The organism is Pseudomonas sp. efr-133-TYG-5, from assembly GCF_030209175.1.
Taxonomy (GTDB): domain Bacteria; phylum Pseudomonadota; class Gammaproteobacteria; order Pseudomonadales; family Pseudomonadaceae; genus Aquipseudomonas.
Genome location: NZ_JARVSM010000007.1, coordinates 178,419 through 200,117 on the forward strand (window position 1 = coordinate 178,419; position 21,699 = coordinate 200,117).

19 protein-coding genes and 1 pseudogene are annotated in these 21,699 nt (G+C 62.9%); 9 read left to right on the top strand and 11 right to left on the bottom strand.

From position 1 onward, the window contains the following. On the bottom strand, nt 1–723 hold the full coding sequence (pcsA, locus tag QRN70_RS22780) for a phosphatidylcholine synthase (RefSeq protein WP_285420137.1): 723 nt from the start codon (nt 721–723) through the stop codon (nt 1–3). Between the two features lie 260 nt (nt 724–983). On the opposite strand from pcsA, the gene QRN70_RS22785 reads away from it, so the two are divergent. The 4 genes from QRN70_RS22785 to ligD all read left to right on the top strand — a co-directional run bounded on the left by QRN70_RS22785 (nt 984) and on the right by ligD (nt 6,886). Further along, the gene (locus QRN70_RS22785; RefSeq protein ID WP_285420138.1) at nt 984–1,718 is read left to right on the top strand and encodes a tellurite resistance TerB family protein; all 735 of its coding nucleotides are present in this window, start codon (nt 984–986) and stop codon (nt 1,716–1,718) included. A gap of 209 nt (nt 1,719–1,927) precedes the next feature. Next, on the top strand, nt 1,928–3,304 hold the full coding sequence (locus QRN70_RS22790; protein ID WP_285420139.1) for an iron-containing redox enzyme family protein: 1,377 nt from the start codon (nt 1,928–1,930) through the stop codon (nt 3,302–3,304). Between the two features lie 10 nt (nt 3,305–3,314). Continuing rightward, nucleotides 3,315–4,268: a methyltransferase gene (locus tag QRN70_RS22795; RefSeq protein ID WP_285420140.1), complete on the top strand. Its 954-nt coding sequence runs from the start codon at nt 3,315–3,317 to the stop codon at nt 4,266–4,268. A gap of 17 nt (nt 4,269–4,285) precedes the next feature. Then, a complete protein-coding gene (gene ligD, locus QRN70_RS22800) occupies nt 4,286–6,886 on the top strand; it encodes a DNA ligase D (RefSeq protein WP_285420141.1) in 2,601 nt (866 codons plus the stop codon). On the opposite strand, the gene QRN70_RS22805 is transcribed toward ligD, so the two are convergent. Beyond that, nucleotides 6,887–7,288, bottom strand: a complete 402-nt coding sequence (locus QRN70_RS22805; RefSeq protein WP_285420142.1) for a hypothetical protein — start codon at nt 7,286–7,288, stop codon at nt 6,887–6,889. It lies immediately after the preceding gene. 115 nt (nt 7,289–7,403) lie between these two features. Then, on the bottom strand, nt 7,404–7,718 hold the full coding sequence (locus tag QRN70_RS22810) for a DUF2388 domain-containing protein (protein WP_285420143.1): 315 nt from the start codon (nt 7,716–7,718) through the stop codon (nt 7,404–7,406). Between the two features lie 247 nt (nt 7,719–7,965). Between QRN70_RS22810 and QRN70_RS27875 the strand changes: the two are divergent. Further along, nucleotides 7,966–8,721, top strand: a pseudogene (locus QRN70_RS27875) (HAMP domain-containing protein); the annotation flags it as partial. 132 nt (nt 8,722–8,853) lie between these two features. Continuing rightward, on the top strand, nt 8,854–9,579 hold the full coding sequence (locus QRN70_RS27880; RefSeq protein WP_502941674.1) for a methyl-accepting chemotaxis protein: 726 nt from the start codon (nt 8,854–8,856) through the stop codon (nt 9,577–9,579). A 52-nt stretch (nt 9,580–9,631) separates the two neighbouring features. On the opposite strand, the gene QRN70_RS22820 is transcribed toward QRN70_RS27880, so the two are convergent. Next, nucleotides 9,632–10,063, bottom strand: a complete 432-nt coding sequence (locus tag QRN70_RS22820; protein ID WP_285420145.1) for a nuclear transport factor 2 family protein — start codon at nt 10,061–10,063, stop codon at nt 9,632–9,634. Between the two features lie 433 nt (nt 10,064–10,496). On the opposite strand from QRN70_RS22820, the gene mqo reads away from it, so the two are divergent. Beyond that, nucleotides 10,497–12,146, top strand: coding sequence for a malate dehydrogenase (quinone) (gene mqo / locus QRN70_RS22825; protein ID WP_285420146.1), 1,650 nt, complete (start codon nt 10,497–10,499; stop codon nt 12,144–12,146). 88 nt (nt 12,147–12,234) lie between these two features. On the opposite strand, the gene QRN70_RS22830 is transcribed toward mqo, so the two are convergent. From QRN70_RS22830 to QRN70_RS22850, 5 genes are all read right to left on the bottom strand, one after another. Next, complete coding sequence (locus QRN70_RS22830; RefSeq protein WP_285420147.1) at nt 12,235–12,663, bottom strand: nuclear transport factor 2 family protein; 429 nt, start codon at nt 12,661–12,663, stop codon at nt 12,235–12,237. A gap of 387 nt (nt 12,664–13,050) precedes the next feature. Then, nucleotides 13,051–14,316, bottom strand: a complete 1,266-nt coding sequence (locus QRN70_RS22835) for a hypothetical protein (RefSeq protein ID WP_285420148.1) — start codon at nt 14,314–14,316, stop codon at nt 13,051–13,053. A 3-nt stretch (nt 14,317–14,319) separates the two neighbouring features. Then, on the bottom strand, nt 14,320–14,673 hold the full coding sequence (locus tag QRN70_RS22840; protein WP_285420149.1) for a hypothetical protein: 354 nt from the start codon (nt 14,671–14,673) through the stop codon (nt 14,320–14,322). 12 nt (nt 14,674–14,685) lie between these two features. Beyond that, nucleotides 14,686–15,264, bottom strand: a complete 579-nt coding sequence (locus QRN70_RS22845) for a DUF4123 domain-containing protein (RefSeq protein ID WP_285420150.1) — start codon at nt 15,262–15,264, stop codon at nt 14,686–14,688. Further along, nucleotides 15,261–17,420 carry a type VI secretion system Vgr family protein gene (locus tag QRN70_RS22850; RefSeq protein WP_285420151.1) on the bottom strand — a complete coding sequence of 720 codons (2,160 nt, stop codon included), beginning with the start codon at nt 17,418–17,420 and terminating at the stop codon, nt 15,261–15,263. Before QRN70_RS22850 ends, QRN70_RS22845 begins: the two co-directional genes overlap by 4 nt. Before the next feature lie 145 nt (nt 17,421–17,565). Here QRN70_RS22850 and QRN70_RS22855 point away from each other — a divergent pair, with 145 nt between their 5' ends. Together QRN70_RS22855 and QRN70_RS22860 are read left to right on the top strand one after the other, a co-directional pair. Then, nucleotides 17,566–18,777 (top strand): helix-turn-helix domain-containing protein, encoded by a 1,212-nt coding sequence (locus QRN70_RS22855; protein WP_285420152.1) that lies wholly within the window; start codon nt 17,566–17,568, stop codon nt 18,775–18,777. Between the two features lie 41 nt (nt 18,778–18,818). Further along, on the top strand, nt 18,819–19,451 hold the full coding sequence (locus tag QRN70_RS22860; RefSeq protein ID WP_285420153.1) for a Vgb family protein: 633 nt from the start codon (nt 18,819–18,821) through the stop codon (nt 19,449–19,451). A gap of 130 nt (nt 19,452–19,581) precedes the next feature. On the opposite strand, the gene QRN70_RS22865 is transcribed toward QRN70_RS22860, so the two are convergent. Both QRN70_RS22865 and QRN70_RS22870 read right to left on the bottom strand, forming a co-directional pair. Then, nucleotides 19,582–20,448: a CAP domain-containing protein gene (locus tag QRN70_RS22865; protein ID WP_285420154.1), complete on the bottom strand. Its 867-nt coding sequence runs from the start codon at nt 20,446–20,448 to the stop codon at nt 19,582–19,584. Nucleotides 20,449–20,893: 445 nt separating this feature from the next. Beyond that, nucleotides 20,894–21,667 carry an alpha/beta hydrolase gene (locus QRN70_RS22870; protein WP_285420155.1) on the bottom strand — a complete coding sequence of 258 codons (774 nt, stop codon included), beginning with the start codon at nt 21,665–21,667 and terminating at the stop codon, nt 20,894–20,896. Nucleotides 21,668–21,699: the final 32 nt, after the last annotated feature.

Genomic DNA, 21,699 nt, shown 5'->3' on the forward strand with positions numbered 1-21,699 from the left:
CTATTTCGGCGCTGCGCCGTCAAACCACTCCAGTGCCGTGCGCCAGATGCAGATGCCGAGGAAATACGCCGACATCAGCAGCCACAGGCCCATCACCAGCGGGTTGATGACCGGGTGGTTGACCACCAGCGACAGGCTGCACAGCAGCCAGATCGCCGTCACCGCAATATTGATCGGCATGAACCGGCGCACGCGGAACGGGTGCAGGAATTTCATCCGGGTGACGGTCAGCAGCGCCAGGCCGATGACTGTCAGGAAAGTGATCCACGGTCCCGGACCAATGATGTACAGACACAGGGCGACGACGTTCCATGCGGCCGGGAAACCGACGAAATAGTTGTCCTTGCTCTTCATGTTGACGTTGCAGAAGCAGAACAGCGACGACACCAGAATCAGCGACACCGTCAGCAACAGCGTGTAGTCCGGCAGCGGAATGTAGCGATAGATGAACAGCGCCGGAATGAACACGTACGTCAGGTAGTCGATGACCAGGTCGAGGATCGAACCGTCGAAGCTCGGCAGCACCGATTGCACATTGACCTTGCGTGCCAGCGCGCCGTCGAGGCCGTCGACGATCAGCGCCACGCCCAGCCACATCAGGCAATGGGTCGGCTGGTTTTCCAGCAGGGCGAGGGTGGCCAGGAAAGCGGTGACCACGCCAGTCGCGGTGAAACCATGGGCGCCCCAGGCCTTGAGCCTGGCAATGTGGACGGTCGATATCACAGGGGCGTTCTCCAGAAAATGCAGCAAGCCGGGTATCACCCTTGGGCAGCAAGGGCGCCGGCAAACCGGGTCGGGGTTGCAGCTATCGACCGGTCTGGCCGGGATAAGGTTCAGCCTCCATGAATCTTAGCTGGCCGCGAAAAAAATACGCTGGAGAAATCTTCCCTCGCCACCCGGCGTCAGCCAAACGGTGCTGGCGCAACCCGTGCGGCGGTCTATCGTTGCCAGACGCAGTCACGCCCATGCCTGAGGACGACGTCATGAACACCAGCGATCTGCTCGAACAACTGCTGCGAGGCCAGGCCTCGGCGGGACAACCCAATGGCGCCGCGGCCGGAGGAGGCCTGGGTGGCCTCGGCGGTTTGCTCGGCGGCCTGCTGGGCGGAGGCGCGGTCAGCGGCGGTGGCGGTGCCCCGGCCGGTGGCCTGGGCGGATTGGGCGGCTTGCTCGGGGGCTTGCTCGGTGGCGCGGGTGGCCTGGGCGGCGGCACGCAGAGCCGGTCCGGCGCCAGCAATTACGCGGCGCTGGCGTCGCTGGGGATGATGGCGTTCCAGGCGTACCAGGCCTGGCAGCGTAGCCAGGCGGCCGCCGCGCCGCAGCAGGCCCCGCAAACGGCGAATCTGCTGGCCGGCCCGGAAGTCGAGGCGCACAGCCACGCGGTACTGCGCGCACTGATCGCCGCGGCCAAGGCTGACGGGCGCATCGACGAGTCGGAAAAACACCTGATCGGTAGCGAGATCGGCCGCCACACCGACGACCCGCAATTGCAGCAATGGCTCGACGCCGAAGTCGCCAAGCCACTGGATGCCAATGAAGTGGCCCAGGCCGCCCAGGGCGACCCGGCCATGGCCGCCGAAATGTACCTGGCCAGTGTGATGCTGGTGGACGATCAGCAAGACGCCGAACGCAACTATCTGGACGAACTGGCGGCGGCCTTGCAGATCGACCCCGAGTTGCAGGTGCATCTGGAGCAGCAGGCCAAGGGCACTGCCTGAAACAAAGATCTCCACCTTCGGCAGCGCCTGCAGGCAAAGATGGCATTTGCGGTAGGCGCTGGCGTCATTTCCCGATGTAACTGCCGGGCCGTCACTGCTCCGTCCGTCAGGGCAATTTTCACGTCGATTGAATTTTTGGCAGGCGCCACCTCTCTGCTGCTGTAGAGGCGTGTGACTCAGCGTCCTGCCAACCGAACGAGAACTTTGCCATGACTGTCCTGACTCGCCTGCAAGACGCGCCTGCCCAACTGCACCCGATGAATTCCGCGGGTGAACTGCGGCGCATCCATGAAACTCTGTTGCTTGAGGACAATCCTCAGGACCTCGCGCGGACTTTGCTCGACGAGCAACTGCAGCGTGCCGCGCAGTTGCCGGAACCATTGCCGCAAGACCCTTCGACATGGCACGCCTGGGTGGCCGAACATTCTGCCGAAGTCGCCCGCCAGTACGCTGATTATCTGCAGCAGCGCAAGGCAGGCGGGCCGCGGCAGTTCTTCAGCAACAAGGCCCAGGCGTTGTACTTCCTGCAAGCGGTGGCACCGACCAAACTGGTCGACGGTGCCTGGCTGTATGGCCTGTTGCAGCAATGGCGCGATCCGCGTTTCAGCGGTTTGCTCAATACCTACCTCGAAGAGTTGGGCGAGGGCAATCCGGCGCAGAACCATGTGGTGATCTACCGCAAACTGCTCGCCGAACACGGGCTCGAGCACAGCAGCCCGCTGCCCGATGAGCGCTACCTGCAAGGCGCGATTCAACTCGCCCTGGGCGCCTGCGGCATGGATTGCCTGCCGGAGGTGATCGGTTACAACCTCGGCTACGAACAGCTGCCGCTGCACCTGCTGATCAGCAGTTACGAACTCAGCGAATTGGGCATCGATCCCTACTACTTCACCCTGCACGTGACCATCGACAACGCCAGCACCGGCCATGCGCAAAAAGCCGTGCAGGCAGTGCTCGAGCTGTTGCCGCTGGAGGCGGATCGCGCCGATTTCCTGCGCCGGGTGTCGCTGGGCTACCGGCTCAATGACCTGGGGCAGGGCAGTCGCGCGATCATCGAGGACTTTGATCTCGAACGCGAAGTGCTGGCGATGCTCGAGCGTAAATGCCCGTTCGCGCAGCATATGCATTCCGATTACTGCCGCTTCGACGGCAAGACCGTCAATGAATGGCTGGCGGCACCCGAACAACTGCCGGGTTTCCTCCAGGCGCTGCAGGACAAAGGCTGGATCAAACGCCACGAAGATCCGCAGGCCAGTCGCTTCTGGCAATTGATCGACGGCGATGGCGCGGCAATGTTCGGCGTGTTCAGCGCCTATGAAAAACAATTGGTGCACGACTGGATTGCCGGTGACTGGACGCCGGCGAAAAAAACCACCGCGTTCCGCCGCCAGGCCCCGAGCAAACCGCCGATCGAGGTGCCCGAACAGGATCCGGACGTGCAACGTCTCACCGCGGCGTTGCAGGGCCAGGACGCCCACGCGCAAATGGCGACGCTGATGCCGTGGCTCGCGCCGGCACGCCACGCACACCCGGCCGGGCTGCTCGCCACTCGCCGGTTCATCGAACTCAAATCCAGCCTGCGTTAAGGAATCGTCAATGAATCAGGAAGAACTGTTGCCCGCCAACGACCTCGCGCTGCTGCAACTGGGCCGGCGCCTGCAGGCCGATGGTTATCGTTTCATCACCCCGACGCCGCTGACCCATCAGCGGGTCAACCAGCGCGACGAAGGTCAGGCTGCCGACTGCCTACGGGATGTGTTCGGCTGGTCGCGGCCGTTCGAGCCGGGGTTGTTGTCCGCCGATGAACAGCGGCAATTGCAAGACGCGCAGATCATCGATAGCTACGCCGGGCAGCTGAAAAGCCGGGTGCGCTGGTCGAGCCTGGATGATCTGCTGTTCGTGCATTCGGCGTTTCCCACGGACGCGGCGGATGCAGTGTTCTTCGGCCCGGACACCTATCGTTTCGCCCAGTTGATCCACAGCCATCTGCAGCAGACCTTCGCACCTGTCCAGCGGGCGGTGGACATCGGTTGCGGGGCCGGTGTCGGTGCGATCCTGATCGCCCGAGCGCGGCGCGAGGCGCAGGTGCTGGCAGTGGACATCAACCCCGCCGCATTGCGCCTGACCGCGATCAACGCGGCGCTGGCCGAAGTGGCCAACGTCGAGGTGCGCGCCAGTGATGTGTTGCAAGGGGTCGACGGCGAGTTCGACCTTATCGTCGCCAACCCGCCGTACATGGCCGATCCGGCCGGTCGCGCCTACCGCCATGGTGGCGGCACGCTGGGCGCGGGGTTGTCGCTGCGCATCGTCGAGCAGGCGCTCAATCGCCTGGCGCCTGGCGGTTCGCTGGTGCTCTACACCGGTGTGGCGATGGTTGACGGGCGCGATCCGTTTCTCGACACGGTAATCCCGCGCCTGGACGCTGCGAGGTTCGCCTGGACCTACCGCGAACTCGACCCCGACGTGTTTGGCGAAGAGCTGCTCAATCCCGGCTATCAACGGGTCGACCGGATTGCCGTGGTGGCGCTGACCGTGACCCGAACTGGCTGAAACAAGGCAGGTGCACCATGAGCAGGAATCTCGACGACTACAACCGCATGCGTGATTTCTCGGCGACCTCGGAACCGGCGGCGGTCAAGCGTCGCGGCAAGAAAACCGCCGGCGAGCACGCCTTGCAGTTCTGTATCCAGAAGCACGACGCTTCGCACCTGCATTACGACTTTCGCCTGGAACTCGATGGCGCGCTGAAAAGCTGGGCGGTGCCCAAGGGGCCGTCGCTGGACCCCAAGGTCAAGCGCCTGGCCGTGCACGTCGAGGATCATCCGCTCGATTACGCGACATTCGAAGGCAGCATCCCCGAGGGGCATTACGGCGCCGGCGATGTGATCGTCTGGGACCGTGGCGTGTGGATTCCCCTCGACGATCCACAGCAGGCCTACGCCAAGGGCAGGCTCAAGTTCGAGCTGCAGGGAGAAAAACTCGCTGGGATCTGGAACCTGGTGCGTACCCACATGCCGGGCAAGAAGGAGCAGTGGTTCCTGATCAAGCACCAGGACAGCGCCGCGCGCCCGCAGGATGATTACGACGTGCTGACAGCCGAACCGGACAGCGTACTCAGCGAACGCACGCTGGTGGACAAACCGAAACTTGCCGCCAAACAGGTCAAGCCGCTGCAGAGCGCACCGGTCAAGGCGCCCAAGGCCGCGGCGGGCAAACCGGCCGGCGCGCACAAGGCGAAGCTTCCGGCCCAGCTCAAACCGCAACTGGCGACGCTGGTGGACAGCGCTCCGGGGGGCGAGTGGAGCTACGAAATCAAATTCGACGGCTACCGGATCCTGGCGCGCATCGATCATGACCAGGTGCAGCTGTTCACCCGCAACGGTCATGACTGGACGCACAAGTTGCCCAGACAGGCCGAGGCTCTTGCGGCGCTGGGGCTGGAATCGGCGTGGCTGGACGGCGAGATGATCGTCGCCAACGAGCAGGGGGTGCCGGACTTCCAGGCGCTGCAGAACGCCTTCGATAGCGGGCACAGCAGCCAGATCATCTACTACCTGTTCGACCTGCCGTATCTCAATGGCGTCGACCTGCGTGAGGTACCGGTCGAAGAACGCCGGGCGGCCCTGGCCACGGTGTTGAACGGGCACAAGGATGGGCTGCTGCGCTTCTCCGAAGCCTTTGACGAAACCCCCGAGGCGCTGCTCAACAGCGCCTGCCAGATGCAGATGGAGGGCTTGATCGGCAAGCGCCTGGGTTCGCCTTACGTGTCGCGGCGCAGCAGCGACTGGATCAAGCTCAAGTGCAAGCATCGCCAGGAATTCGTGATCGTCGGTTACACCGATCCGAAAGGCTCACGCAGCGCCTTCGGTGCGCTGCTGCTGGGCCTGCATGATCGCGACAGCGGCGAGTTGCGTTACGCCGGCAAGGTCGGCACCGGATTCAATGAAACCACCCTGAAAAGCATCCTCGCCCAGCTCAAGCCGTTGCGGGTGAAGAAAGCGGCGGTGAGCAATCCTCCCAGCGGTTTCGAAGCCAAGGGTGTGCACTGGCTCAAGCCGAGTCTGCTGGCGGAAGTGGCATTCGCCGAAATGACCAAGGACGGTTCGGTGCGTCACGCGGTTTTTCATGGCCTGCGCAACGATAAACCGGCCAAGCACATCACTGAAGAGCGAGCCAAGCCCATGAAGCAAGCGTCAGCGAAAACCGCCGCGAAGAAATCGCCCCGGCAAGCCGCCAAAAGCTCGGCCGAACCTGCCGCCCCCGCACCGTCGCAGTTGGGTATGGCCAGCGGCAAGGTGCGCATCACTCACCCGGATCGGGTGATCGACGCGAGCAGCGGCACGACCAAGATGCAACTGGCCGAGTATTACGCCAGCGTCGCGGACTTTATCCTGCCGCAGCTCAAGGAGCGTCCGGTGGCCCTGGTGCGCGCGCCGGACGGCATCGGCGGCGAGCTGTTCTTCCAGAAGAACGCCGAGCGTCTGGCCATCCCCGGCATCACCACGTTGGACAAGGACGTCACCGGCCAGCCAGTGATGCTCATCAACAACGCCGAAGCGCTGATCGGCGCGGTGCAGATGAGCACCGTCGAGCTGCACACTTGGAACGCCACCACGGTGGATCTGGACAAACCCGACCGCTTTGTCCTCGACCTTGACCCGGACCCGGCGCTGCCGTGGAAAAGCATGGTCGAAGCCACCGCCCTGACCCTCACCGTGCTGGATGAACTGGGGCTCAAGGCGTTTCTCAAGACCAGCGGCGGCAAGGGCATCCACTTGGTGGTGCCACTGACCCGCAAGCTCGGCTGGGACGAGGTCAAGGACTTCAGCCACGCCATCGTCAGCCACATGGCCAAGTTGCTGCCGGATCGCTTTTCGGCGGTCTCCGGGCCGAAAAACCGCGTCGGACGTATCTTTATCGACTACCTGCGCAACGGGCTGGGCGCCACGACCATTTGTGCCTATGCGGCGCGCACCCGCGAGGGTCTGCCGGTGTCGGTACCACTGTTTGCCGATGAGGTGAAGGAGCTCAAGGGCGGCAATCAGTGGAACATCCATAACGTCCATGAACGCTTGCGCGAGGTCGGCGATGAGCCGTGGGCGGACATGAAAAAGACCCGCCAGAGCATCACCGCCGACATGCGCAAACGCCTCGGCCTGAAAAAGTGATCAGGCGTCGCGCAGCAAGTCGTGGGCGTTGAGCAGTTCGAAGGCGATCTGCGGGTTTTTCTCCAGGCCACGGCGAATGGCGGCGGGGATGGTCTGGCGGGTCTTGCGACACAGGCCCGGCAGCTCGTCGATCTGAATGCTGATGCCGCGCATGGTGCGTACTTCGTTGAACCCGGGGGCCACCGCGACACGAATGCCCAGTTGCTCGAACATGCGCTGTTGCAGGCGTTCGAGATCAGCGAGGCTTTGCAGGTTTTCCAGGCGTTCGAGCAGGCGTCTTTCTTCTTCGCGGGTCAGGCGCAGAACACGTATGTCGGCGCCGCCGACTTCGAGCAATGACTCACGCCCGCAAATGCAGGCACCGGGCGGGCAGGGCGAACGGATGGGTGCGGAAATCGTCATGGCCTCCATCATAGAGGCCGTTCAACGGTTTTGCCCATGGTTGGCCGATGGCCGTCCATCGGCAGCGTAGAAGGCGTGGTCAATCCGCTCGACCAGCGCCCTCGACGTTGCAGATTTACTGCGACTGGCCTTCGTAATGCACCAGGATGGCGTTGGCCAGATCTTCATCGCTGGCATTCAGGCCCGGATTGTCCTGGCGTACCTGCTGCAGCACCGACTCCAGGTAGACGCCACGGATCGCACCGCCGCTGGCGACGAACGCAGACAAGTCGTCACGGGCAGGAATCACCATTTTGTGATCCTTGAAGGTCGAGTACAGCGAGGCCGAGACACCTGCGGAGGTGGCGACATCGCCCGCGTCAACGCGAGCCATGGCCGAACCGAAGGGCAGGCACAAAAGAAGAGACGAAACGAGTAATAAACGGCGCATGACGGTGTTCCTCCAGCAGCGTAAAGCGAAAAGGAAGTACCACATAACGTCAGAGCAGCGCGGGAGCCCGGGAGTTCCGTGCGAAGCGGCGGACGGTCACCCGACCAGGTGTGACGCATCGCACATCCCGGCGCGGCGTCGCCGGGTGAGGACACACGTTGCCATGCTCTTGGCCGGCACACCGGCGCAAATAGGCTTAACTGAAGGCTGACCAGCGCATTCCAGCGTGCCCAGGGAGGATTCCACGGTGTCGATCAAATTGCGTTTGCTGTTGCTGATTGCGACCAGCCTGCTGACGGCGCTGATTGTCAGCCTGGTCAGTTATGTCGGCAATGCGCGGATGTCCGCCGCGGTGAGCGACAACGCGGTGAGCATGAGTGCACTGCGCAATCACATGGAGGCCGACATGATGCACGACGCCCTGCGCGCCGACGTCTACTCGGCGTTGCTGGTGGGCCTGGGCAAAAGCACCAGCAGCGCACAGGACGTGCGCGCCTCCATCGAGGAGCACGCCGGGCATTTTCGCGAAGTGCTGGGCGATAACCTCAAGCTGCCGGTCAACCCGACCCTGCGCACCGCGCTGGAGCAGATCAAGCCGAGCCTCGATACCTATATTGCCGCTGGCGAGCAGATTGTCGGCCTGGCCCTGGACAACCCGGACGCTGCGCAGCAGCAACTCGGCACCTTCAACAGTGCGTTCAGCCAGCTCGAAGGGCAGATGGCTGCCCTCAGCGAGCAGATCGAAACCAATACCCGGCAGACCAGCGAGGCCACCGAAGCGGCCATTCGCAACGCCAACATCGCCCTTGGCGTGGTGTTGCTGGCCAGCCTGTTGCTGCTGGCGGTGCAGGGCCGCTGGGTGATTCGCAGCATCATGGGCCCGCTCCAGACCGCCAGCCGCATCGCCGACAGCATCGCCCACGGCAATCTCAGCGAGCCGATCAGCGAACCGCCCGGCAAGGACGAGGCCAGTGCGTTGATCCGCACACTGGCGACCATGCAGCGCGATCTGCGCAACATGATCGACGTAGTACGGCGCAACGCCCACGGTGTCAGCGGCATGAGCGAGCAACTGAGCCAGGGCTGCCACCAGGTGGCCGACAGCAGCCAGCAGCAAAGCGTCGCCGCCGGCACCATGGCGGCCGCCGCCAGCCAGATGACCGCCAGCATCGAGGAAATCACCCGCCACGCCGAGCGGGCGCTGGGCATGGCCAATCAGGCCGAGTCACTGGCCAAGAACGGCGGCCAGGTGATCCATCAAGTGGTCAGCGACATGGACGACATCGCCCGCTCGGCACAGCAGTCGGCGCAGGTCATTCGCACCCTGGACCAGGAATCCGAGGGCATCTTCAACATCATCCAGGTGATCAAGAGCATAGCCGACCAGACCAACCTGCTGGCGCTCAACGCCGCGATCGAGGCCGCGCGGGCCGGCGAGCAGGGGCGCGGTTTCGCGGTGGTGGCGGATGAAGTGCGCAGCCTGGCTGCCCGCACCAGCGCTTCGACCCAGGAAATCGCTGCGATGGTCGCGCGTATCCAGCACAGCACCCGCGAAGCGGTCAGCAGCATGGAGGCGGGCGTGGCCCAGGTCGACAAGGGCATGGCGGTCACCGCCGACGTTGAACGGGCGATCCGCGAAATCCTCGAAGCCACCCTGAACACCACGCAACTGGTCAACGACATCACCCGCACCATCGGCGAACAGAGCCAGGCCAGCAACGAAATCGCCCATCAGGTGGAAATGATCGCCGGCATGTCCGAAGGCAACAGCAAAGTCATCGGGCAGACGGCGAACACCACTGATGAGCTGTCGAGCCTGGCCGGGGCGCTGGCGTTGTCGGTGGATCGGTTTCGCCTGTGAGGCGGCCACTGCTCGGGCCAGCCTGCGCAGGCGCCGACTCACGGCGTGTGGATCAGAACTTGAACGCCTGACGCCCAATCAGCAGCCATTTGCCCTGCTGCTTCTGCCACACCTGCAGGTTCTCGATTTCGGTCGGCACCACCTCGCTGCCCTTGAGCGCCTGCGCCGAGAAGTGGTGGCGCACCAGTGCGGTGTCGCCGGAGAGGGTGATGGTCTGGTTGTGCATTTCCAGGGTCTTGAACGCGCTTTTGCCGGTTTCGATGTCGGCAATGAAATCCTGCTTGTCCTGAATCTTGCCGCTCGAATGGCCGTAGCTGAGGTTGGCGGCGGTCAGTGCTTTGAGTTCGCTGATGTTCTTGTGCAGCATCGCCTGGGTCAGATGATCGACGGCTTGGGCGACGTCTTGTTCGTCAGGGGCCGGGGCAGCGGCGACGTAGCCGCTGAAGACACAGAGCAGGCCGAGCAGCAGTTTGCCTTTGTTCATGGGGATTCCTTTTTGTTGTAGGGAGGCGCAACGACTGTTTATTTGTCAGTCGTCGTACAACTTAGCAGGTTTATTCCCGGTGAAGAAAGCCCTCGCGGAACCTCTCGGAAACTCTCCGGTCGCGAACAGACGCGCGGGTTTGCCCTGACGTGATATTCTTCGCGCCAACTTGGTTTGACCTAATTCAGTCTGCCTGCCTTTTCGGCGGGCTGACGGAATCCCTGTCGCTCAAGTAGCTGAAGCCAATAATGATAAAAAGTCAGTTCAGAAGGGACATTAACTGAGGTCGATGCAGTACGTCGGCCTTGTGTGCCCACCCGTCAATATTGAAGTGTGCCGAAGCCCCGCGACGCTAGCCTGAGTGTCGCAGAACAAGGGGACTCCACACGTACAACAGCGGCGGGCGGAAGGCGTTTTATCATAGGTGCAACGGATGTTTAAGAAAGTGAACACAGCCTTGCTGGGGCTGGCTTTGTCGATGGGGCTGTCGTCTGCGCACGCAGAAGAGGCAAAGAAAGTTGATGTGCTGCTGATCGGCGGCGGCATCATGAGCACCACCCTGGGTGTCTGGCTCAACGAACTGGAGCCGAGCTGGTCGATGGAAATGGTCGAGCGTCTCGATGGCGTCGCTCTGGAAAGTTCCAACGGCTGGAACAACGCCGGTACCGGTCACTCCGCTCTGGCCGAGTTGAACTACACCCCGGAAGACGAGAACGGCAAAGTGTCGATTCCCAAAGCCGTGGAAATCAACGAAGCGTTCCAGGTCTCCCGTCAGTTCTGGTCCTGGCAGGTTCAGCAAGGCGTTCTGAAGAACCCTCGCTCGTTCATCAACACCACGCCGCACATGAGCTTCGTGTGGGGCGATGACAACATCAAGTTCCTGAAAAAGCGCTACGAAGCCCTGCAGGCAAGCCCGCTGTTCGCTGGCATGCAGTACTCCGAAGATCCGGAAGTCATCAAGAAGTGGGTCCCACTGATGATGGAAGGGCGTGACCCGAACCAGAAGATCGCGGCCACCTGGAGCCCGCTGGGCACCGACATGAACTTCGGCGAAATCACCCGCCAGTTCGCCGGTTACCTGCAGACCAAGCCTAACTTTGACTTGAAGCTGTCCAGCGAAGTGCAGGACATCACCAAGAATGCCGACGGCAGCTGGCGCGTCACCTACAAGAACCTGAAAGACGGCACCAAGACTGAAACCGACGCCAAGTTCGTGTTCATCGGCGCCGGCGGCGGTGCCCTGCACCTGCTGCAGAAGTCCGGTATCGAAGAAGCCAAGGAATACGCTGGCTTCCCGGTAGGCGGCTCGTTCCTGGTGACCGATAACCCGGCCATCGCCGAGCAGCACCTGGCCAAGGCCTACGGTAAAGCCTCGGTGGGCGCACCGCCGATGTCCGTTCCGCACCTGGACACCCGTGTCCTGGACGGCAAGCGCGTGATCCTGTTTGGCCCGTTCGCGACCTTCAGCACCAAGTTCCTCAAAGAAGGCTCGTATCTGGACCTGCTGACCAGCACCACCACCCACAACATCTGGCCAATGACCAAGGTCGGCATCAAGGAATACCCGCTGGTCGAGTACCTTGCCGGTCAACTGATGCTGTCGGATGAAGACCGCATGAACGCGCTGAAGGAATACTTCCCGAACGCCAAAGCCGAAGACTGGCGCCTGTGGCAGGCCGGCCAACGCGTGCAGATCATCAAGCGTGATGAAGCCGCTGGTGGCGTGCTGAAACTGGGCACCGAAATCGTCGCTTCGCAAGACGGCACCATCGCCGGCCTGCTGGGCGCATCGCCAGGCGCCTCGACGGCTGCACCGATCATGCTGAGCGTGCTGCAGAAAGTCTTCAAGGACAAAGTCGCGACCCCTGAGTGGCAAGCCAAGCTGCACCAGATCGTGCCAAGCTACGGCACCCAGCTGAACAACGATCCGGCGAAAGTGGCCGAGGAATGGGCTTACACCGCCAAGGTCCTGGAACTGCCAACCCCGCCGGTGATCGGCCAGGCTGCGGCTCCAGCGCCGGCTGCCGATGCCGACAAGGCCAAGGCTGTGAAAGAAAACGCTGCACGTGACATGGCGCTGTAAGCAGACGCCTGACACACGAAGCCCACTGCACCGGTGACGGTCAGTGGGCTTTTTTGTGGCGCAAATTTGCGCTTGCGCGGTGGTCCGATCAGGCTTTGGCGGCCGCCAGGTACGCCCCCAGCCGCCGTCCCATCTCTTCACCCAGCGCCTGCAAGCCGCTCAACGGCCGCACCATCACTTCAAACTCGACGATCTTGCCCTGTTCATCGAAGCGGATCATGTCGATGCCTTTCAGTTCTCTGCTGCCAACCCGGGCGCTGAATTCCAGTACGACATTGAGGCCGTCGGCGGTCGCCAGCTCACGGTGGTATTGGAAGTCTTCGAACACGTTGAACACGGTGTTGAGGATCATCGCCACCACGTTGCCGCCGGGGTATGGCGTGTGCGCCATCGGCGAGCGGAACACGGCATTCGGATCGAGCAGGTCGGGCAGGGCGCCGAGGTCGCCGGTGCGGATCATCGCGTGCCAGCGGCTCAGGGATTCGGCGACATTGCGCTGCAGGTTCAGTTCGGACATGGGTCACTCCGGGGTTTTGTTGTTCTTCGCGGGACGCCACTGACTGTAGATCAAAGTGCTGCATTGGAATCCTTGTCTGGCGAGCTGAATATCGGTGCATGAATCAGCAGGATCCACGCAACGCGGCAGGTTCATCTGATCCGCTTTTTTCTAGCTGATCTGCATCTGTAACCGTCTCAGCCAAACGCCCAGAATAGCCCTGCCTTTCGGCCACGCGCGACACGCTTCATCCCGAAGCCCGCAGTGCGCCGGACATTCAGCATTCAGGAGGCCTTCATGGCTAAGATGGCGATTTTCCTCGGTGGGTTTCTGACCCTGACCATTCTGATCGGCGTGCTGGCGACGATTTCTCCGGTTTGACCACCACACCTGGCGACGTCAGTGGTTTCACGGCGGGTGGTTATGCAGCACGTCAGCGGCGGTAAAACGGCCAGGGGCCTCGATGGTCTGCATTCTTGTCCGCCATTGCGCCTCGGTGTAATTGGCCTCCATCGCGGCCTGCCCGAAGCCTTTGGGCATCCTGTTGGAAACCGAGCCGTCGTCCTTGATCCAGCACCAGCTTCGCCAGCCAGGGATGAATGCTGCAGCAGGGTCCACCTGCAAGGCGTCGTCCAGCGTGCAATTGATGCGCGGATAGGAAAAGGTCGTGTCGTAACAGTGGTAGACGTCACCCGGATAGCGCATCAGCAAAACGCCGTGGGTGGGCCAGTCGTCTTCCGGTGCGGGCTTGCCAAAGTAACGCAGAAACGTTCGCGGATCGCCGGGATAGCGGCATTTGAGTTCGAAATCCCGCGCACGCACGCCCAATACCCCCAGCACGTCGGCAAAAAAACTGGCCAGCTGCGAGCAATCCGCGGTTTGCGCCGCAGCATCCCAGACGTTCCAGCCATCATGGTCGGCGTAATAATCCTGGCCTTCGGCGTAGGTGATGGCGGGGATGTTGGCAACCACCTTCAACACGATGTCAGTGGCCGCATTGTGTGATCCGAGCAAGGACGCGCCTCGTGCCCAGGTGCAGGCCTGCTCGACATGCTGCACGGTGAAGAACGGGTTGAGGCGAACGACCTGATCGGCAGCGGCGACCGCCCCGGGGTCGATCAGGGTGGATTCCATGACGTTATCCGCCAAGGGGGCGGAAAAAATCGTATAGATATCCAACTGCACCAGCGGCGCATCGTTGTGGATCGGCGTGTGCGCAGTGTCGGTCAGCGTCAGTGCAGTGAGCGCCACCGTGGTTTTGTCGATTGTCGCGTTCACCACCGGCGTGTTGACGGCAAACTGTACTTGCGCGCCGACAGCGATCGGGCCTGCGACATTGACTGGCGGTAGCGCCACGGCGGCCGCACCCCCGATGGAAACCTGGCAGGTCAGCGTCAAACCGCCGGGCACGGCTGGCGTCAGACTGTCGTGCTGCATCGTCAGCCGCAGGTTGAGTGGGTTGCCGAGGTTGATGCAGGCAGGTTTTGCCGGGGTGTTCGGTAGCCATTCCGCTGCCTGGATGGGGGTATTGTCGGGTGCGGTGAGCGTATGACGATTGAGCACCTCTACCGAGACCAGCGTGAACGCGCTCGCGTTCATGCAAGGTTTTTTGATCGTCACCGGTGACGCCTTGAAGGACGGAGCACTGGCACTGCTCATCGGTCTTTTCAGCATGGATTACTCCTCGACCGTCGGGCCAAGCTGGTTGGCGATATAGCCAATGCGTTCCGTAGCACTGCCGAGTGAGGTGTTCTGCATGACCGCGGCTGCCCAACAGTCCGCTGCCGTATCGAAGCCGATCCCCAGGCGGATACCCGCCTCGGTGAAACGCACCAGATCCACCTCGTTTTCAAGGCCATACACGGCGGCCCTGGCCAGGCTGGTGGCGATGAACTTCATTTGCCAGTCTCGCGGCTGGTGCGCGAATTTCTCCGGAAATCGTTCTCCCAGGTAAGCGGCGACCGCCTCCTGAAAGTTGTCTTCGGCCGCTTTCTGGAAGGCATCCAACTGCTCCTGGCGCATGCTCAGCATCGTCGGCTCCGGTCAGGGCAAGGTGTCGGCAGACGGCAACAGGCTGACGCGCGCACTTGGCCCGCCCGCCGGGTCCGCCAGGTAACTGATCAGCGAATTTCCCGTCCCCGTTTCAGCAATCAGTCGGATGGCCGGGCCGAATACCGTCCGGCGTTCCTCTGCCGTACACGTCGGCAAATACACCCGCAACACCCGCGGATCATAGAAACGAAACACCAGCAGATTGCCCTGCGGATCCTTCACCCGCAGCAGGGTACGGAAATGCTGGCGCAGTTCGTCCAGCGTGACGTACGCCGGGGCGACGGCAAAACAGCCCCAACTTTGCCCCCAGCTCTGTTCCAGCAGCTGCCGGGTATAAGGCCGGTGGGGTTCCAGATGCAGCAGGTAAGGGGCGGCAGCGGACAGATCGGCGGAGAGTTCTCCGCTGTACAGGCAGGAAAAGGGCGCGTCGCTGTTGCGCACCAGCGGTTCGATGCCGGCGTCGCGGGCGCCGTCGAGCAGGGCATAGACCTTGGGCGCGTCCGGCTTGACGCCATGCGGCCAGAGTTCGCTGCTCAGCCACTCGGCGAGGTCTGGACGGAACTGGGTCATTGATTGCAGATCTCGCAGAACGGATCGCCGTTTTGCGCGGCTGCCTTGAGTGTCCTGGCCTGCAGGTTCTGCTGGATAAGCCGGGTTTGCGCGGCCGTCGGCGGCGGTGTCTTGCTCGCGGAGGCTGTTGCCGCCGCGGGCGCGGCCTTGCCGGGCACGGCGCTTGCGGCGGTGAGGGCGCTGTTGACCGGTGCGGCCCCCAGGGTTCTTCCGGCGGCATCGGTGTCCGCCGGTGTCACCGGTGTCGGCAACTTGATCGCGATACCACTGCCAGCACCCGGCCCACCGCCGGAATTGACCTTGACCTGCGCACCACTGATGGTCACCCCACCGGCATCGACCTTGACGAAGCTGCCACCAGCCTTGGCGGTCATTTCCATGCCGGCGTCCACGACGACTTTTTCGCCGGCGTGGTAATGAATTTCCGTACCGGCCTCAACGAACTGCGCGGTGCCCACTTTCAGGTGACGGGTCACGCCCACCGTGAGGTGGTCGTCGGCGCGGGTTTCGGTTTTGCGGTCGAGGTGGGTGATGCGGTGTTCTTCCACCCTGAACTCGCTCAGGGTGTTGGCCTCGACCGTGTCATGCCGCTCATTGCCGATGCGGATCTTCTGGTCGTGCTCGATGTTTTCGTCCCAATCGCGCTGAGCGTGGAGGTAGATCTGCTCGACGCCCTTTTTATCTTCGATGCGAAATTCGTTGTAGCCCTTGCCGCCCGGGGAGCTGAGGGTCTTGAAGGTGCTGCGGGTCTTGTTCGCCGGCAGGTCGTAGGGGACGACGTTTTCCTTGTGGTACAGGCAGCCGGTGACCAGCGGCTGGTCGGGGTCGCCTTCGAGGAAGGTGACCAGCACTTCCATGCCCACGCGCGGGATGGCGATGCCGCCGTAGGCACTGCCGGCCCAGCCGCTGGCGACGCGCAGCCAGCAGGTGGTCTGGTCGTTGGCCTGGCCGTCGCGATCCCAGTGGAACTGCACCTTGACCCGGCCGTACTCGTCGCAGTGGATTTCTTCACCGGGCGGACCGGTGACGATGGCGGTCTGGCTGCCTAGGACCTTGGGTTTCGGGTGCTCGAGGGCAGGGCGGTAGTGCGCATCCCACGGGGTGGCGAGGAAGCTGTTGCGGTAGCCCTGGTGGAAATCACTTTTGTTGTCGGTGACGTCGCTGGTGACGTTCTCGCCCAGCACTTGCGGTTGTTTGCCTTCGTGGAAGACTTCCAGCAGCAGCCACAGGTCGTTCCACTCGGCGCGCGGGTGTTCGGCCAGGGTCAGGAAGTGGCCGCTGGTCAGGGTCGGTTCGTCACCTTTGCCTTCGGCGAGTTTGTAGTCGCTGCGATGGCGTTCCAGGGCGCGGGTCGAGAGGAACTTGCCGCGCTCGCGGGTGGTGAAGCGGCCGGGGTAATCGTAATCCTCGAGGTCCGGGGCGAACGCGGACTTGGCCGCGCCTTCGGGGAGGATCTTCGGTTTCTCGAAGTCGTAATCGCGGCGGCTGACGCGGCTGGTGCGGGTTTCCAGACGCAGGTTGAAGCGCTTGATCACCGGTTTGTCGGCGCTCATGCCGGAGTCTTGCTGGTAGCTCACGGCCTTGAGTTTGCGGAACACCGTCTGGTCGTCGCCGAACACCAGTTTGTGCCCGCTGCTGCTGTGCTGGAAGTGGAAGTGAATGCCTTCTTCTTCGCACAGGCGCTGGATGAAATGCAGGTCGGACTCGTCGTACTGCACGCAGTAGTCGCGCTCGGGGTACTCGGCACCGAGCTGGAAGCTGTAGGCGTCGGCCAGAATGCCGCGGTCTTCCAGCACCTGGGCGATGATTTTCGGCACGCTCAGGTGCTGGAAGATCTGCTGGTCATGGTTGTGCCGCAGGTAGGCCAGTTGCGGCACCAGGCTCAGGCTGTAGCGGGTCAGGGTCTTGCCGGAGTCGCCTTGCTCGATGCGATAGACCAGGCCGTGGATCTTGCCTTCGCCGGTGGCGCCGAAGGTCAGCACGCCGGGCTTGTGCAGCAGTTCTTCGAGCTTGAGGTCGGGACGCGCGCTGACCAGTTCGAGGTCGAAACGGAAGGGTTGGTTGAGGGCTTCGCGACCGATAAAGCTCAAGACCTGCAGGTCGCTGGAAACACCCTCAAGCGCAAGGGTAATGTGGATAGCGTTTGCGTCCAGCATGCCGGGCTCCTTCCATGGAAAGCTGCGCCGATGGTGCAGCAATACTAAAGTGCTATCAAGTGGTTTTAAACGTACTTAAACACTGATTTTCAACATAGACGTTAAAGCGGATTTTCACCGGAGCGCCCGCAGAGATGAATGCACCATGGACTCACTGATCAACGCCGCTGGCCGAGCATTGGCGGCGGGTGAGCCGCTGGCCGCGTTGAATCTGATCGCGCTGCGCGAAGATCCGCCGGCATTGGCCCTGCGCGGTATCGCCATGGCGCAGCTCGGTGAACTGGCCCGCGCCAAGGCGTTGTTGCAGCGAGCGGTGAAAGCATTCGGCGCCAATGAGCCGCTGTTCCGGGCGCGGTGTGTGGTGGCCGAGGCGGAAGTGGCATTGGCTGCGCGCGATCTGGGCTGGCCGGTCAAGGCACTTGAGGCTGCGCGGCAGATCTTGCAGGAGCACGGTGACAGGCCAAACGCTTTCCACGCGCGCTATCTGCAGATTCGCCGCTTGTTGCTGATCGGTGAACTGGACCAGGCCGAGACGTTGCTCGTTGAGCTTGATCCGGCAGCGTTACCCGCGGCTTTGCGCGCTGCCCATGAACTGTTGACCGCGGGCATCGCCTTGCGCCGGGTGCAGGCGCGCAAGGCCCGGGCGGCGCTGCAGCAGGCGCAACACGCTGCGCAGCTGGCCGGCATCAGGGCACTGACTGCCGAGGTCGAGCATGCCCAGCGTCTCCTCGATGTTCCCTGCGCCCGGTTGCTCTGCGGTGGTCAGTGGCAACCGATCACTTTGCCTCAGGTAGAAACACTGTTCGCTTCGCCGACGCTGGTGGTCGATGCCTGTCGCTACAGCGTCCGTGGCGCCGGTATGACGGTGACGCTGGCGACGCGACCGGTGTTGCTCATCTTGGCCCGCTCACTCGCCGAAGCCTGGCCGGGTGATGTTTCGAGAGAGGCACTGGTCGCCAGGGCCTTTGGCTTGAAACTCGATGATCAATCCCAGCGCGCCCGCCTGCGGGTCGAAATCGGTAGGTTGCGCTCGGTGTTACAGGGGTTGGCCGGGATCAGCGCGACCGCTCGGGGGTTTACGTTGGTGGCAGCGGATGTGGCGGTTCTGGCCTTACCGGTCGAAGACCGCCACGCCGCGCTGTTGGCGTTGCTGGCTGACGGTGAGGCATGGTCGAGTTCCGCCCTTGCGCTGGTGCTGGGGTGCAGCCAGCGTCAGGTGCAGCGCGAACTGCAAGTGCTGGCGGCAAACGACAAGGTTCAGGCATTTGGCATGGGCCGCACGCGACGCTGGATGACGCCGCCGGTGCCGGGTTTCGCGACGATCTTGTTACTCCCGGTGTCGTTGGGCAATGGCTAGGCTGGACTCACCCAGACTTACCCACCCGCGAGGAAGGCAGCATGAAACAGACAAACGCAGAAATCCTTCGTGAGTACGGCCCGTTCGACGGCGTCGAGCGTGTCCACGGCGTGACTTTCGACGGCCAGCACGTGTGGTTCGCCAGCGACGGTCAGCTCAATGCGCTGGATCCGGCCAGCGGTGAAACCGTGCGTACGATCAAGGTCGGTGCTGACGCCGGCACCGCATTCGACGGCAAGCATCTGTTCCAGATCGCCGACAGCCGGATTCAGAAAATCGACCCCACCACCGGGCAAGTGCTCAATACGATCCCCGCGCCGGGTGGCGGCAACGATTCGGGGATGGCCTGGGCGGAAGGTTCGCTGTGGATCGGCCAGTATCGCGAGCGCAAGATCCATCAGGTTGATCCGGATACCGGCGAGATCCTGCGCACGCTGGCGTCGAACCGTTTCGTCACCGGCGTGACCTGGGTGGAAGGGGCCTTGTGGCATGGCACCTGGGAAGGTGATGAAAGCGAGTTGCGGCGCATCGATCCGCAAGACGGCGAGGTACTGGAAAGCCTGAAGATGCCCGCCGGGATGGGCGTTTCCGGTCTGGAAGCGGATGGCGGCGAGCGCTTTTATTGTGGCGGCGGAGGGAGTGGGCGGCTGCGGGCGGTGCGGCGGCCCAAGTGATTGGTGTTGTCTGTTGCAACCCTTTCGCGAGTAGGCTCGCTCCCACATTTGTCCGGTTAACGCTGAACCCATGTGGGAGCGAGCCTGCTCGCGAAGGTGCCAGTTGCAGCACTGAAATCTCTCAAGCGAATCAAGGCGCACCGAACACCATCGTCCAGTACACCCCCTCATCACTGCGCGCCTCACTGGCAAACCCGGCGCCGACCTGGGTGAACATCGGGTTCATCAGGTTGGCGCAATGCCCGGGGCTGGCCAGCCAACCGGCCATTGCCTTGCTGGGCGAGCTCTGTCCGGCGGCGATGTTTTCACCGATCTGCCGCCCACGGTAACCCGCCGCCCGGGCGCGATCCGCCGGCAGGTCGCCGTCCGGGTCGCGGTGGGCGAAGTAATTGCCGTAGGCCATGGCCTTGCTGTGTCCCTGGGCCGCTGCGCCGAGGGCGGCACTCCAGCTCAGCGGTCGCGCGGCGGCAAAGCGCTGGCGGCCGCACATCCGCGGGCGCGCCCGGGCGGCGTTGACCTCGGCGAGCAAGGCCTGGCCGACGCTGCGGCTGTCACCCACGCGACTGTCGAGCACCGGCCGCGCCAGCACCACTTGCCACTCGCTGCGCGTGCGGCTGACGCCGATGTCGGCGTACTGGCCGTCGAGCAGCGCGCCACAGTGAGTGCTCTGCAACTGATCGAACGCCTCTTCGGCATCTGCGGCACCGATGATGCGGATGCTGCGCACTGTGACCGCCGCATAACCCGAGGCTTTCAGCGCCTCACGCAGGCCACCGCCGTAGCCATAACCGATCGGCAGCGCCAGATTCGGCTTCAGCGCCAGCGGCGCCAGGCGTTGTGCCGGGCGGCGATCGCAGCGCTGGGGGTGGGCACGGAAGTCGTTGATGGCCGCCACCAATTGCCGTTCCGCACTGGCAGTGGCGTAAGAGGCGAAAAGGGGCGACAGGAGCAACAGGCACAGCGAAACGAAGCGTGATGAGCGAACGGCATGGCGCATGGGACGGCAGGCTCTGGAAAAAAGACAGTGCTGAAGGAGGCAGCCGCAGAATACGGCGCCACTAGGACTGGGCTTTTGCGACTTGGTTCATGCTGGCCACCTGGCTTTTTTGCTGGGCTGATGCGGGGCAGGCGAGCCGGATATTGTGTTGTCTGTAATGGCGCCTTCGCGAGCAGGCTCGCTCCCACAGGGGTAACGCATTATCGAGGTGGGTGGGCAGGGCACGCGTGGATTTTGTGTTGTTTGCGCTGGCGTCTTCGCGAGCAGGCTCGCTGCCACAGGGGTAACGCATTGCCAAGATGGGAGGGCAGGGCAAGCCTGGATTTTGTGTTGTTTGCGCTGGCGTCTTCGCGAGCAGGCTCGCTCCCACGGGGGGATCGCATGGCCAAGGTGGGAGCGAGCCTGTTCGCGAAGGGGCCGGTTCAGCCAACGCGATTATCGGCTATCAGCGATTGAGCACTTCCTGCATCCACTGCAGATACTGCACCCGCTCGGAAATCGAGTTGTGCCCCGAATCCGGCACCACCCGCAGGGTCGCCACGCCTTTGGGGAAGCTCTCGAGCAACCGCTGGGTGCCGGCCCGTGGAATCACCTCGTCATCGCTGGCTGCCAGCAGCAAGGTCGGCACGCGAATGTGCGCGGCATAGCGGCCCGATTCGAAACGATCCCGCAGCAGCCACTTCACCGGCACCCAGGGGTATTGCCGGACGGCGAGTTCTTCGAGGCTGTTGTACGGCGTCACCAGAATCAATTGCGTTGCCGGGCGCTGACTTGCCAATCGCACCGCCACCCCCGATCCCAAACTGCGCCCGATCACGGCGATTTGCGGATGGCTGGCGTACACCTGATCGAACAACGCCAGGGCATCTTCGGCAATCGCTTCTTCCGAGGGGGAGCCACCACTGCCGCCGAATCCCCGGTAGTTGAGCAGAAACACCGCGTAGTCGGGAAACGCTTCACTGAACGACGGCAGATTGCGCGACACGTCCTCGGCATTGCCGCCGAAGTAGATCAGTGCCTTCGGTCCGGCATGCTCGCGTACGGTCACCCAGACATCTGCATCCGGCATCTCCAGTTTCATCCGCGAATCCGGCGCTGTGACGGCGCTGTCGGCTTGCGGGAAATAGATCAGCGAGCGCTGAAAAATGAACAGCGCTGCGCACAGCAACAGGTACAGGGCGATGAGCAAGGCGACGAGTGACATCAGCTTTCTGGACATTCGGCTAACTTTAACGGGGCACGGGTGTTCGC